The organism is Serratia proteamaculans (assembly GCF_946227095.1).
Lineage (GTDB): Bacteria > Pseudomonadota > Gammaproteobacteria > Enterobacterales > Enterobacteriaceae > Serratia > Serratia proteamaculans_E.
The window spans coordinates 473,850-487,520 of the sequence record NZ_CAMISV010000001.1; the positions used below are offsets into that span (position 1 = coordinate 473,850).

The window sequence follows — 13,671 nt, forward strand, 5'->3', positions numbered from 1 at the left end:
GCGCTATCCTACCCCGTTTGTCATCCTCCTCTGCGTGAATTACGTCACAGGAAAGAAAACGTTTACATACATTTTTTTAACCTACCTGCGCCAGATCTCAATTCAACGCCCTGGCTCCGGCTTCCCGGCGGCCAGGTGGGTCAATTTGCGCCACAGCCACTCCACCGGTCCCTGGGTGAAATAACGCAGCCACAGATTAGAAAACAATAGGTTAGCCAACCAGACCAGCGGAACAAACGCCAACAGCTGCAGGCGATCAAACTGTTGATACAGGCCAAAGCGATAAAACAGCGTGGTGCAGATCAGCGTTTGCAGCAGGTAATTGCTCAGCGCCATGCGCCCGACCTGCGTCAGCCAATGCCCGATACGCAGGCGCGACAGCGTCGGCCAGAAACCGTAGCACAGCGCCAGATAGCCCATGGCCTGCAGCGGTGCACCCAGTTCACGCGGCACCTGCAATAAAAAGCCACTCCAGCGGTAGTCCCAGTGAAGATGCCATTGCAACGCCACTGCCGGCAGTTGGATCAATAATGAAAGCGGTATCAGCCAGGCGGCCTGGCGGCGGTAATAACCCGGTGAATAGGTGCCACGCAGCCAACCGCTGCGCATCAGTCCGGCACCAAACAGCATCAGCCCCGCCAACTCCCACCCGTATTGCGCGCCAATGGCCAACAGGCTGGAGGAGAGCAGATCGGTACGGCTACGCCAGGCCTCCATGCCGCCCTGCAGCTTCCAGAATTTTTCATACTGCAGTTCCGCCACCCCGGGCTGCCAGAAACCGCCCGGTTCACCGTGCGACATAAAGCCCAGTAACAACAAGACCCCGACGCCGATCAGGTATAGCACCACGCCGGTTTTCAATAGCTGATAGGTTTCTTTGGCATCGCGGATCATCCGCCAGCACACCAGCCCGATCAGACCGTAGGCCAGCAGAATGTCACCGTCCCAGAGGAAAATGGCATGTGCCAGACCGAACAGCACTAACCACGACAGCCGCGCGCGTATCCAGCCCTTGCCGCGACGCAGCAACATCTGCAAACCTGCACCAAACAACAGCGCGAACATCGCCAGGAACTTGGCCTGGGCGAAAATATCCAGCAGCGCCCAGGTCCAGGCATCACGTGACGACAGTAACCCCAGATAGGCCGGATTCAGGTAGGCCGCCTTCGGCAGGCCGAAGGCGCTGATATTGAGCAGCAGAATGCCAAGAATGGCGATACCGCGCACGCAGTCCAGAGTGGCGATGCGCGGCAGCGGCGTGGTCGAAGTGTTGTTCATTATTTTACCGCTGTATTCCGGTCATTAAAAAGGCGCCCGCAGGCGCCTGTTTTTTTATCACTCACACATCACCCCTGGTGATGTCGCACCGCGCGCAGGAATTCCTGGCGAGTGTTCTGGCTGGACTTGAACAGCCCACCCAGCGAGGTGGTGGTGGTCGCGCTGGTCGCGTCGCGGATACCGCGCGCCTTAACACAATAATGGACCGCATCGATAGATACCGCCACGTTATTGGTGCCCAGCAGGGTTTGCAATGCCACCAGGATCTGCTGAGTCAAACGCTCCTGCACCTGTGGGCGCTGGGAGAAGAACTGCACGATACGGTTGATCTTCGACAGGCCAATCACCGCATCTTTCGGGATATAGGCCACGGTAGCTTTGCCATCGATGGTGACGAAGTGGTGCTCACAGGTACTGGTCAGGGTAATGTCGCGCACCGTCACCATTTCATCCACCTTCATCTTGTTTTCGATGACGGTAATTTTTGGGAAGTTGGCGTAGTCCAGGCCAGAGAAAATCTCATCAACATACATTTTGGCGATACGGTGTGGGGTCTCCGCCAGGCTATCGTCGGACAGATCGAGATTAAGCAGCTGCATGATTTCCGTCATGTGCTCTTTAATACGGCGCTTGCGCGTCTCGCGATCCAGCACTTCACCACGCAACGGGGTTTCCAGGCCACGCTCTTCGAGCGCTGCGTGAACCAGTACAGCTTCTTTACTTAATGATGTCATTTCATCTCTCCAACGGACCGGAACTCACCCCTCCGGCTGCTTTACCGAGCAGACGGGCGAATTGCATACTCTCCTGACGACAGAAGTTTCCGTCATTAATAACGTGAACCCGGTCAAGATTTTGACCCCACTCTAGAGGAGAGTGAGGGGATTATCCAGTGATTGTGCTTCATCAACAGGTGAAATATTCGCATTTAGCACAATCAGGCCCGCTGCGGCTATTCCACGTTTTTTGTACGGAATTTAATCACAACGGCGTCGGTTTTCGTGCCAGCTCACGCGCCGGCGTATTCACCACCAGCAGTCCGGCGACAATCAGGCCGGCCACAGCGACATATAACGCTGGCTCCAACCTATGGGTCAGGGCCGTGGACAGCGCCGACAGCGTAGGGCCAACCAACTGACCTATTGCATAACCCGTAGTCAACAATCCCGCCATATAGCGTGCATGCTTGGGTGCCAGTTCCCTGCCATGCTGGATCGACAACTGCACCACGCTGAGGAAACCGCCACCGGTCAACAAAGCCCCCAGCGCCAGCCCGGCGACCCCCGGCACGATTTCCGCACTCAAGACCCCCAGCGCCTGCACCCACAAGGTAATGGCCAGCCGCGTCTGGGTGGTCAACTTGTGGCGGGTCAGGATACCGATAACAATCCCCAGCACCGCCGCCCCACCGAAGATCGGCCAGACAAATTGCGCGAACACACTACCTGGAAAACGTGCGGCGGCCATTTGCGACAGAAAGGTGGCCGGCAGAATATAGCCAAAGCCCGCCAGGCTGTAACTCCACACCAGCCGCTTCAACGCCGGGGTTAACAGCAATGGCTCCGGTGCCACATCAGGACGATGCAATTCACCGGCCTTCGGCAGATTAATGCTGATTGCGCCAATCAATACCAGCGCCAGCACGCCGTACACCAGCCATGCCTGAGATGCCGTCAGCGCCAGGCTGTGAATGCCGACCGCCAGCATGCCGCTGATAAAAATCCCGGCCCCCGGCCCCGCGAAGACCGCTGCACTGAGAGCCGGGCGGCCATAGTGTGCCAGCCGTTCGTTAGTCCAGGCCGCCACCAGCACCATCGCCCAGCCGCTGGCCCAACCAATCAGGAAACGCACGGCACCGTGCCACCATTCGCCCTGCACCCAGGCAGAAAGCAACGTCAAGATGACCGCGCCCCACACGCCCAGCCACAGCCGACGCTCGACATGTCGGCTGGCCCGCATCGCGTCATAAGCCCCGCACAGATAGCCCAGGTAGTTGATGGCCGCCACCAGCCCGGCCCCGGTCAGGGTAAACTGGTGCTCGGCAATCATTAGCGGCACCTGCGGGGTAAAGGCAAAGCGACCAATCCCCATGGCTACGATCAACGCAATAAAGCCGCTCAGGGCAATTCTTAAGGCCATGTAGAGTTTCCAGACTGTTAAAAGAAAGTTGCCAGTATCATGCCGCAGTATTACACTCACAAAAACTGAATAATACTCACCAAGTTCATCACGAAAAGAGAAGATAATGGATCTGACCCAGCTCCGCATGTTCTGTAGCGTCGCCGAAACCGGCTCCGTTGCCCGTGCTGCCGAGCAACTGCACCGCGTACCCTCTAACCTGACCACCCGCCTGCGTCAGCTTGAACAGGAACTGGGCACCGATCTGTTCATTCGCGAAAAACAGCGCCTGCGCCTTTCGCCAATGGGCCATAACTTTCTCTGCTATGCCAACCGTATTCTGGCGCTGAGCGAAGAAGCCATGAGTATCACCCATGCCGGTGAGCCGGCAGGCAACTTCGCTATCGGCTCGATGGAAAGCACCGCCGCCACCCGCTTACCCACTTTGCTGGCGGCCTATCACCAGCGCTTCTCACAGGTGTCACTGTCGCTGACCACCGGTACCTCCGGCGAGATCACCGAACGGGTGCGCGCCGGTACGTTGGCAGCGGCGCTGGTCGACGGGCCGGTACAGTATGACGAACTCAACGGCTGCATCGCCTTCCCCGAACATATGGTGGTGATCTCCTGCCTCGATCACCTGCCGATCCATAACGCCAAAGACGCCAAGGGCGAAACACTGTTTGCCTTCCGCGCCAGTTGTTCTTATCGCCTACGGCTCGAGTCCTGGTTCAAACGCGAAGGCGTACTGCCGGGCCAGGTGATGGAAATCCAGTCCTACCACGCCATGCTGGCCTGCGTCGCCAGCGGTGCCGGACTGGCAATGATCCCGCATTCGGTACTTAGCCTGCTGCCGGGCCATGAGCGCGTGAAAGTGCATACTCTGCCGGACGATATCGCCCAAACCGCCACCTGGCTGCTTTGGCGACGCGATGCCTTTGGCCCGAACGTGCGTGCCCTGAAAGAATTAATTATTGAACAGGCGGAAACCCTCGCGGTTGAAAATACTGCCTGTGATTTACCAGATGCTATCAACATAGCCTGATTAAAAAATAGACCACTGGAGACTATGATGGAAATGATCAAAACCCGCGCCGCCGTTGCCTGGGGCCCGAACCAGCCGCTGAAAATTGAAGAAGTCGATTTAATGCCACCGCAAAAAGGCGAAGTGCTGGTGCGGATCGTCGCCACTGGCGTCTGCCATACCGATGCCTACACCCTGTCCGGTGCCGATCCGGAAGGCGTGTTCCCGGCGATCCTCGGCCATGAAGGCGGTGGCGTGGTGGAAGCCATTGGTGAAGGCGTGACCAGCGTGGCGGTCGGCGATCACGTGATCCCGCTGTACACCCCGGAATGTGGCGAGTGCAAATTCTGTAAATCCGGTAAAACCAACCTGTGCCAGGCGATCCGCGCGACCCAGGGCAAGGGACTGATGCCGGACGGTACCACCCGTTTCTACAAGGACGGCAAGCCCATCTTCCACTACATGGGCACTTCCACTTTCTCCGAATACACCGTAGTGCCGGAAATCTCACTGGCGAAAATCAGTAAAGAAGCGCCGCTGGAAGAAGTCTGCCTGCTGGGTTGTGGCGTTACCACTGGCATGGGTGCGGTAATCAACACCGCTAAAGTGCAAAAAGGCGATACCGTGGCCATCTTCGGCCTCGGCGGCATCGGCCTGTCGGCGATCATCGGCGCACAGATGGCAGGCGCAGGCCGCATCATCGGCATCGATATCAACACCAGCAAGTTCGACCTGGCACGCAAACTGGGCGCAACCGACCTGATCAACCCGAAAGACTACGATAAGCCGATTCAGGACGTGATCGTCGAACTGACCGACGGCGGCGTTGATTTCTCCTTCGAATGTATCGGCAACGTCAACGTGATGCGTTCGGCGCTGGAGTGCTGTCATAAAGGTTGGGGCGAATCAGTGATTATCGGCGTAGCCGGTGCCGGCCAGGAAATTTCTACCCGTCCGTTCCAACTGGTGACCGGCCGTGTGTGGCGTGGTTCCGCTTTCGGCGGCGTGAAGGGCCGTTCGCAACTGCCAGGCATCGTCCAGCGTTATATGGACGGCGAGTTTGCGCTGAATGACTTTATTACCCACACCATGGGGCTGGAGCAGATTAACGAAGCGTTCGATTTGATGCACGAAGGCAAATCCATCCGTTCCGTTATCCACTTCGACAAAAAATAAGCCAGGAGGCAGAGATGACCTTGTCATTAGAACTTCTCGAAGAGCACCGTATGTTCGGCGGCTGGCAACAGCGATATCGCCATGCGGCGCAGAGCCTGAATTGCAACATGACTTTCAGCATCTATCTGCCGCCACCGCGCGATGATAACCCGCCGCCGGTGCTGTACTGGCTGTCGGGGCTGACCTGCAATGATGAAAACTTCACGCTGAAAGCCGGTGCGCAGCGTATCGCCGCCGAGCTGGGGCTGGTGCTGGTGATGGCCGACACCAGCCCGCGTGGCGACGATGTGCCCAATGATGAAGGTTACGACCTGGGTCAGGGGGCCGGCTTCTACTTGAATGCCACCCAGGCCCCCTGGGACAAGCACTTTCGCATGTACGACTACATCAGCGATGAGTTGCCGGCGTTGATCCATCAGCATTTCAGCGTCAGCGATCGTCAGTCGATCTTCGGTCACTCAATGGGCGGCCACGGCGCACTGGTGATGGCATTCCGTAATCCACAGCGTTTCCGTTCGGTGTCGGCGTTCGCGCCCATCGTTAACCCCTGCCAGGTGCCATGGGGGCGTAAAGCCTTCGCCGCCTATTTGGGTAACGACGAAAGCCAATGGCTGCAATATGACAGTTGCCATCTGCTGGCCAACAGTGCGGAAAAAATGCCGGTGCTGGTGGATCAGGGTGATGACGATCAGTTCCTGGCGGATCAACTGCAACCGGCGAAGCTGGCCGAGCTGGCCCGCCAGCGCGACTGGCCACTGACCCTGCGCATTCAGCCGGGTTATGACCACAGCTATTTCACCATCGCCAGCTTTATCGAAGACCACCTGCGCTTCCACGCCGAACACCTGTTCCGCTGATCTGGTTTAAACAAGGGGATGGGGTGGCACAGTGCCCCCCCATCCCCTACTCGAAAATCAAGAAACATTCTCGATGCCGTTGTACCAACGGTAGAAGGCTTGCGCCAGATTGCATACCTTGAAGATGCCAAAAAACACCAACAAACCAATACCGGCATCGACATAACGGATACAAGGTTGTGTTATCAACAGCGAAGAATTGTGTACCAGAAAAAATCCCCCGCAATAGGTGATAATGAAAACTAGAAAACTGCTTTTGCTTTGTTTCTTACTCATAGCCAATTCCTTTGGACTAAAAACGGTTATCCCTTCAATCTCGGATCCAGCACAGCGATAAATATCGCCATATTGGGGAAATTCACCATCACACCAAACTTCTGTTCCAATAATAAAATGCTCGAGCAGGCTGTCTGTCGGACTGAATCAGAAGCCATCAATCAAAAAATCAATTGCGCCCTTAAGATGAGTATTATAATAAACGGTGAATTACATATTCAGAACGTCCGATATTCATCAGATAACAAACCATTCTCTTCAGAAATACGATTGAGTTCTTCCAATGCAGGACGATTTTCCTCACGCCATTTTTGAATCTCAATATCGCGAACTCGCGCGTTCAAGGCATCAGTCAATACGGACGAGACATTAACGCCGAGAGACTTTGCTCGTTGGAAAAGGTCGCGGTCAACAGTCACGTTAACCGTTTTTTTTGTCGAAGTGTTATTGACCATAATTATATCTCACCCCTGTTATATATATAGATTAAATTATCATCAATTATACTCGTGAGGCAGGGGTGTGCCAATCAAACTGTGGTATATCTTCCTGGCCGCGACTCACAAAAAATCATCCCTTCAATTTTGGATCCAGCGCGTCACGCAGCCCGTCGCCCAGCAGGTTGAACGCCAGTACAGTGATAAATATCGCCAGGCTGGGGAAGATCGCCACATGCGGTGCAATCACCATATCCGCCCGTGCCTCATTGAGCATTGCACCCCACTCCGGCGTTGGGGGCTGCGCGCCCAGACCGAGGAATGACAGGCTGGCGGCGGTGATGATCGAGGTGCCGATACGCAGGGTAAAATACACCACAATCGACGAAATCGTCCCCGGCAGAATATGCCGCAGGATGATGGTCCAGTCGGATGCACCGATGCTGCGCGCCGACTCGATATAAGTCAGGTGCTTCAGTACCAGCGTATTGCCGCGCACCAGCCGGGCAAACGCCGGGATGCTGAAAATCGCGACCGCGATGATCACGTTGGACATACCGCTGCCCATAATTGCCACCACGCCAATCGCCAGCAAAATGCCGGGGAAGGCGAACAGCACATCACAGATCCGCATGGTGATACGATCCCACCAGCCTTCGTAATAACCGGCCAGCAGCCCCAATAGCGTGCCAATCAGCCCGCCGACCAGCACCGAGAACACCCCGGCGGCCAACGAAATGCGGGTGCCCATCAGAATGCGGCTGAAAATATCCCGGCCAAGCGAATCCACACCCAGCCAGTGCACTAGCGAAGGCCCCTCGTTCAGGCGGTCATAATCAAAGTAGTTTTCCGCATCAAACGGCACCAGATAAGGTGCCAACAGCGCGGCGACCACCAGCAACAGCACCAACAGCCCGGCGACCAGGGCCACACGTTGTTGGCGGAACCGCCGCCAGAACTCATGCCAAGGCGTACGAACCGCGTTAGGGTTGATCGTCGGCATCGCTTTCAGTGCAGCGTTGCGTCGCCAATACTTAATCATCCAGCGCCCTCATTTGTAGCGTATCGCCGGGTTAATTGCCGCATACAGCAGGTCCACCAACAGGTTAATCAGAATAAACTCCAGTGAGAACAGCAAGACTTCGGCCTGGATCACCGGGTAATCACGCATCTCCACCGAGTCGACCAGCAGCCTGCCCAGCCCCGGCCAGTTGAACACCTTCTCCACCACGATCGAGCCACCGAGCAAAAAGCCAAACTGCAACCCCATCATGGTGACAACCGGGATCATCGCGTTACGCAGGCCGTGTTTCACCACCACCATGGTTTCCCGTACGCCCTTGGCGCGCGCGGTACGCATGTAGTCTTCCTGCAGCACTTCGACGAACGAAGCGCGGGTAAAACGCGCCATTACCGCTGCCACCGCCGCTCCCAGCGTGATCGAGGGCAGAATGTAGTGCCGCCAGCTATCGGCCCCCACCGTCGGCAACCAGCCAAGGTTGACGGAGAACACCTGCATCAACAACATGCCAAGCGCAAAAGCGGGGAATGAGATGCCGGAAACCGCCAACGTCATGCCTAGGCGGTCCGGCCAGCGGTTACGCCAGACGGCAGACGCCATACCGATGCCCATACCGAAGATCGTCGCCCACAGCATGCTGGTCAGGGTCAGCCACAGGGTCGGCAGAAAACGCGAGCCAATCTCTTCGCTTACCGGGCGTTTGGAGACCATTGAGGTGCCAAAATCCCCCTGCAGCGCATTGACAAAAAAGTGCACGAACTGCTGCGGCAGCGGCTTGTCGAGCCCCAGATCCTTGCGTACCAGTTGCACCACCGCCTCGTCGGCCTCCGGCCCTGCCGCCAGCCGCGCCGGATCGCCGGGCAACATATGGACGAACAGAAACACCAGCACCGCGACAATCAGCAGCGTCGGGATCAACCCCAGCAGTCGTTTCAGAAAATAATTAAGCATCTCGGGTGAGTCCCCTCACCCCGCCCTCAATGAGAGCGGGGATTGGCGCCTTATTTAAGGTCGGCGTTATCAAAGTTGAACGAGGTATCCGGCATTACATAGAAACCACTCAACTGTTTGTTGTTGGCCGACAGCAAGCGCTCGGTCGCCAGGAAGATCCACGGTGCGTCAGCCCAGATACGATCCTGCGCGTCCTTGTACAGCTTTTGCTTCTCGCCGCGATCGGTGGTCGCCAACGCACCGGTCAGATCCTTGTCCACCTGCGGGTTACTGTAGAACGCGGTGTTGAACTGCTTGGGTGGCGCCGCCTGGGTAGAGAACAGCGGCGACAACGCCCAATCTGCCTCACCGGTTGACGCGGACCAGCCGGTATAGAACATCCGCACGCCAGTGTCTTTCACCCCAACGCTTTCCACCTGCGCCGCACGCTGACCGGCATCCATCGCCGTCACCGTCACTTTTACCCCGACCTGCGCCAACTGCTGCTGGGCAAACTGCAGAACTTTCTGCGCGGTGCTGTGGTTATGCGACGACCACAGGGTGGTGGTGAAGCCGTTCGGGTAGCCTGCCTCCTTCAGCAGTTCGCGCGCCTTGGCCGGATCGTATGGCCATGGCTTATAACGGGTGGCGAAGTCTATCGCCGGCGGCACCGGGCCTTCTGCCGGCACCGCGTAGCCGGAGAACGCCACCTTGATCAGCGCATCTTTGTTGATGGCGTAGTTCAGGGCCTGCCGCACTTTCAGATTATCAAACGGCTTCTGGGTGACGTTCAGGCTGATGTAGCGTTGCAGGATCGAAGGGGCCGCCACCAGATCGAGCTTGGCATTGCCTTCCAGCACCTTGGCCTGCTCATAAGGGATCGGGAAAGCAAAGGTCGCTTCGCCAGTCTGCAACATCGCCGCGCGGGTATTGTTATCCACGATCGGCCGCCAGGTGATGCTGTCGAGTTTCGGCAGCCCCGGCTTCCAGTAACCGTCAAACTTCTTCACCTTGACGAAATCAGTCTGGTTCCAGGTCACGAACTGATAAGGGCCAGTACCAACCGGATGGAAACCAATTTCCTTGCCGTACTGCTTCAGCGCAGCCGGGGAAATGATCACCGCCGCCGGGTGCGCCAGGTTATTGATAAACGCCGAGAATGGCGCTTTCAGCACGATCTTGACCGTCGTAGCATCCACCACTTCGGTTTTGTCGATCATCTTGAACAGGTTGTAACGCTTGAGGTGATTGTCCGGGTTGCTGGCACGATCCAGGTTAACCTTCACCGCTTCGGCGTTAAATTCGCTGCCGTCATGGAATTTCACTCCCGGATGCAGCTTGACGGTGTAAGTCAGGCCGTCCGGGCTCACCTCGTAGCTGTCCGCCAGCACGTTCACCAGCTTCATGTCCTTGTCAAAGCCGAACAGGCCCTGATAGAAGGATTTGGCCACCGCCTGCGACAGCGTATCGTTGGCGTCATACGGGTCAAGCGTGGTGAAGTTGGACGCGACGGCGATCACCGCATCTTTCGCCGCCCAGGCCGGGCCTGCGCCCACCGCCGCCAACAGCACGACGGCCGCTAATGCCTTACGTTTGAATGTGTGCTTCATGGTGCTTGCATCTCCTGAGGTTATTAAAAGGCACCGGCGATCGGATGACGGGCAACAAAGTGCCCGGGGCCAACCTGCACCAGCGGTGCGGTAACGGGTTCATCGCCCAGCGCGCGGATCGGGCTGGGAATTTCATCGACCAGCAGCGGCTGGCGTTGGTGAGCATGGGCCGGATCGGCCACCGGGACTGCTGCCATCAGCTTGCGGGTGTAGGCGTGCTGCGGGTTATCAAACACCGCCCGGCGCGGGCCAATCTCGACAATCTGCCCGAGATACATCACCGCAACGCGATGGCTGATACGCTCCACCACCGCCATATCATGTGAGATAAACAGAAAGGCAATGCCAAACTCACGCTGTAAATCGAGCAACAGGTTGACGATCTGCGCCTGAATCGACACATCGAGCGCCGACACCGATTCATCGGCGATCACCACTTTTGGGTTGAGTGCCAGCGCGCGCGCAATGCAGACTCGCTGCCGTTGCCCGCCAGAGAATTCATGCGGGTAGCGACGTGCGTGTTCAGGTTTCAATCCGACGCGCTCCAGCAGCCAATCGACCCGTTCTTGTGCGGCCTTGCCGCGTGCCACGTTATGCACCAGCAGCGGTTCCATAATCGAGAAACCGACGGTCAGACGCGGATCGAGCGAGGCATAAGGGTCCTGGAAGATAAACTGGATATCCCGCCGCAGATGCTGCAACGCCGGGCCTTTCAACAGGTTGATCTGGCGACCGTCAAAGGTAATGGTGCCGTGCTGACTGTCCACCAGCTTCAGCAAGGATCGGCCGGTGGTGGACTTGCCGCAGCCGGACTCCCCCACCAGCCCCAGGGTTTCACCGGGGTAGAGATCGAAACTGACGTTTTCCACCGCGTGTACCCGGCGGGTGACCCGGTTCAGAATGCCGCTGCGCAGATCAAAACGCGTCACCAAATTCTCCACCCGCAGGATCGGCGCCGCACCGGGCGGTACGGTATCCTGTGGGCCGCCATTGTCCGCCCCGTTCGGCAACGGAAATTTGGCCGGAAAATCTTGTTGTGCCATCGAACCCAGCTTCGGCACCGCAGCCAACAAGGCCTGGGTGTAGGGCTGTTGCGGCGCGGCAAACAGCTCGCGCACCGGTCCCTGCTCCACCCGTTCCCCCTGACGCATCACCAGGACCCGGTCGGCAACCTCCGCCACCACGCCCATGTCGTGGGTGATGAAAATGACCCCCATCTGCATTTCCTGCTGCAGCACGCGGATGAGCTGCAGGATCTGCGCCTGAATAGTGACGTCCAGCGCGGTGGTCGGTTCGTCGGCAATCAATAATGCCGGTTTACAAGACAGCGCCATGGCGATCATCACTCGCTGACGCATGCCGCCAGAAAGCTGATGCGGATAGCGGTTAAGCACGTCTTTGGCTTCGGGAATACGGACCAGATCGAGCATCTGCAAAGCGGCTTGTTTGGCAGCCCGATGATCCATCGCCTGATGCAGACGCAGGGATTCAGCGATCTGCTCACCCACCGGGAATACCGGATTCAGTGAGGTCATGGGCTCCTGAAAAATCATCGCCATATCGGCACCGCGTACCGTCCGCAGCGTCCCCTGCCGTGCACGGGCCAAATCAAGCACCTCGCCGTTGCGCCGACGGAGGGCCATGGCACCGCTGACGATGTTGCCACCGCCCTGTTCCACCAGCCGCATCAAGGCCAGCGAGGTGACGGATTTGCCCGAGCCGGATTCGCCGACGATCGCCAGCGTTTCACCGCGATCGATATCGAACGACAGGTTGCGCACCGCATCCAGGGTGTCACCCTGTTGATGAAACTGAATACTGAGATCGCGCACTGAAAGTACGCGCTGAGGCGGCAGCCATAGCCCAGCGTCGGCCGTGGGCGGCATCAAGGTATCGGTCATGCACCCTCCTGGTGATCGGTTAGCGATAAATCCCTACGGACGGCGCATCGCCGACATAACCAAAACCGCGGTACATCCCTTCACTGTTAAAAGGCAGCGCCACGTTACCCTGGCTGTCGATGGCGATCATGCCGCCGCTGCCGCCCATCGCCAGCAGTTTTTCCATCACTACCCGGTCGCTGGCCTGCTGCAGGCTGAGACCGGCGTATTCCATCAACGCGGAAACATCATAGGCCGCCACGCCGCGCATGAATATTTCACCGGTGCCGGTGCTGGACACCGCCACCGTGGCATTATTGGCGTAACAGCCGGCGCCGATTATCGGCGTATCGCCAACCCGGCCGGCCTGTTTGTTGGTCATGCCACCGGTCGAGGTGGCCGCCGCCAGATTACCCAGGGCGTCCAACGCCACCGCACCCACGGTGCCAAACTTACTGTCGGGGTCGATCGGCTCAGCACCGTCGTGATCGAGCAACACCCGTCCCTGCTCCGCCTGAGCGCGGTGCAGTTGGTCAAAACGTGATTGAGTAAAGAAGAAGTCCTGGGCGACCATTTCCAGGCCGTGGGCAGTGGCAAACTTTTCGGCACCCTCGCCGGCGAACAGCACATGCTGACTGTTTTCCAGCACCGCACGCGCAGCCAATATTGGATTGCGTATCCGGCTGACACCCGCTACGGCACCGGCATCACAGGTGCGCCCGTCCATCACGCAGGCGTCCAATTCATGGGTACCCTGATGAGTGAACACCGAGCCTTTACCGGCGTTAAACAACGGGCACTCCTCCAGCAACCGTACCGCTTCGGTCACCGCATCCAATGCGCTGCCACCCTGGGCGAGGATCTGCTGACCTGCGGCGACAATGCCGGATAACGCCTGAATATACTCTTGCTCTTTTTCAGCACTCAGCGCCGCACGGGTAATTGCACCCGCACCACCGTGAATGGCAATCACTGGTTTGCTCATTTGTCTGACACCCTGTGTTAAACCTGCCAACCCCATACCCTTCCCGGGCTGATAATTAATTATTTTTTCTTTTCCCGAC

At 57.7% G+C, this 13,671-nt stretch carries 13 protein-coding genes; 3 read left to right on the forward strand and 10 right to left on the reverse strand.

The annotated features are described in order from the left end of the window. Window positions 1–102: 102 nt before the first annotated feature. The 3 genes from yeiB to OC597_RS02340 all read right to left on the reverse strand — a co-directional run bounded on the left by yeiB (window position 103) and on the right by OC597_RS02340 (window position 3,417). Window positions 103–1,278 carry a DUF418 domain-containing protein YeiB gene (gene yeiB / locus OC597_RS02330; RefSeq protein ID WP_316044853.1) on the reverse strand — a complete coding sequence of 392 codons (1,176 nt, stop codon included), beginning with the start codon at window positions 1,276–1,278 and terminating at the stop codon, window positions 103–105. Between the two features lie 68 nt (window positions 1,279–1,346). Continuing rightward, complete coding sequence (gene folE / locus OC597_RS02335; RefSeq protein ID WP_012005993.1) at window positions 1,347–2,012, reverse strand: GTP cyclohydrolase I FolE; 666 nt, start codon at window positions 2,010–2,012, stop codon at window positions 1,347–1,349. A 247-nt stretch (window positions 2,013–2,259) separates the two neighbouring features. Further along, complete coding sequence (locus tag OC597_RS02340; protein ID WP_219015746.1) at window positions 2,260–3,417, reverse strand: YbfB/YjiJ family MFS transporter; 1,158 nt, start codon at window positions 3,415–3,417, stop codon at window positions 2,260–2,262. 106 nt (window positions 3,418–3,523) lie between these two features. On the opposite strand from OC597_RS02340, the gene ptrR reads away from it, so the two are divergent. Genes ptrR through fghA form a run of 3 tightly spaced genes read left to right on the forward strand, consistent with a single transcriptional unit; the run spans window position 3,524 to window position 6,453 of the window. Then, window positions 3,524–4,441, forward strand: a complete 918-nt coding sequence (ptrR, locus tag OC597_RS02345) for a putrescine utilization regulator PtrR (RefSeq protein ID WP_261252121.1) — start codon at window positions 3,524–3,526, stop codon at window positions 4,439–4,441. A 27-nt stretch (window positions 4,442–4,468) separates the two neighbouring features. Beyond that, window positions 4,469–5,596: an S-(hydroxymethyl)glutathione dehydrogenase/class III alcohol dehydrogenase gene (locus OC597_RS02350; protein ID WP_261424808.1), complete on the forward strand. Its 1,128-nt coding sequence runs from the start codon at window positions 4,469–4,471 to the stop codon at window positions 5,594–5,596. Between the two features lie 14 nt (window positions 5,597–5,610). Further along, window positions 5,611–6,453, forward strand: coding sequence for an S-formylglutathione hydrolase (gene fghA / locus OC597_RS02355; RefSeq protein WP_261462174.1), 843 nt, complete (start codon window positions 5,611–5,613; stop codon window positions 6,451–6,453). Between the two features lie 57 nt (window positions 6,454–6,510). On the opposite strand, the gene OC597_RS02360 is transcribed toward fghA, so the two are convergent. The 7 genes from OC597_RS02360 to OC597_RS02390 form a co-directional block, all read right to left on the reverse strand. Then, window positions 6,511–6,729 (reverse strand): hypothetical protein, encoded by a 219-nt coding sequence (locus OC597_RS02360; RefSeq protein ID WP_261462173.1) that lies wholly within the window; start codon window positions 6,727–6,729, stop codon window positions 6,511–6,513. A gap of 218 nt (window positions 6,730–6,947) precedes the next feature. Further along, window positions 6,948–7,184, reverse strand: a complete 237-nt coding sequence (locus OC597_RS02365; protein ID WP_261462172.1) for a type II toxin-antitoxin system CcdA family antitoxin — start codon at window positions 7,182–7,184, stop codon at window positions 6,948–6,950. 115 nt (window positions 7,185–7,299) lie between these two features. Beyond that, window positions 7,300–8,208 carry a glutathione ABC transporter permease GsiD gene (gsiD, locus tag OC597_RS02370; protein ID WP_085115923.1) on the reverse strand — a complete coding sequence of 303 codons (909 nt, stop codon included), beginning with the start codon at window positions 8,206–8,208 and terminating at the stop codon, window positions 7,300–7,302. A 9-nt stretch (window positions 8,209–8,217) separates the two neighbouring features. Continuing rightward, the gene (gsiC, locus tag OC597_RS02375) at window positions 8,218–9,138 is read right to left on the reverse strand and encodes a glutathione ABC transporter permease GsiC (RefSeq protein ID WP_261252101.1); all 921 of its coding nucleotides are present in this window, start codon (window positions 9,136–9,138) and stop codon (window positions 8,218–8,220) included. A gap of 50 nt (window positions 9,139–9,188) precedes the next feature. Beyond that, window positions 9,189–10,727 (reverse strand): glutathione ABC transporter substrate-binding protein GsiB, encoded by a 1,539-nt coding sequence (gene gsiB, locus OC597_RS02380; protein WP_261462169.1) that lies wholly within the window; start codon window positions 10,725–10,727, stop codon window positions 9,189–9,191. A 23-nt stretch (window positions 10,728–10,750) separates the two neighbouring features. Then, complete coding sequence (locus tag OC597_RS02385) at window positions 10,751–12,628, reverse strand: dipeptide ABC transporter ATP-binding protein (protein WP_262207258.1); 1,878 nt, start codon at window positions 12,626–12,628, stop codon at window positions 10,751–10,753. Between the two features lie 19 nt (window positions 12,629–12,647). After that, a complete protein-coding gene (locus OC597_RS02390) occupies window positions 12,648–13,592 on the reverse strand; it encodes an isoaspartyl peptidase/L-asparaginase family protein (protein WP_262207259.1) in 945 nt (314 codons plus the stop codon). Between the last annotated feature and the right edge of the window lie 79 nt (window positions 13,593–13,671).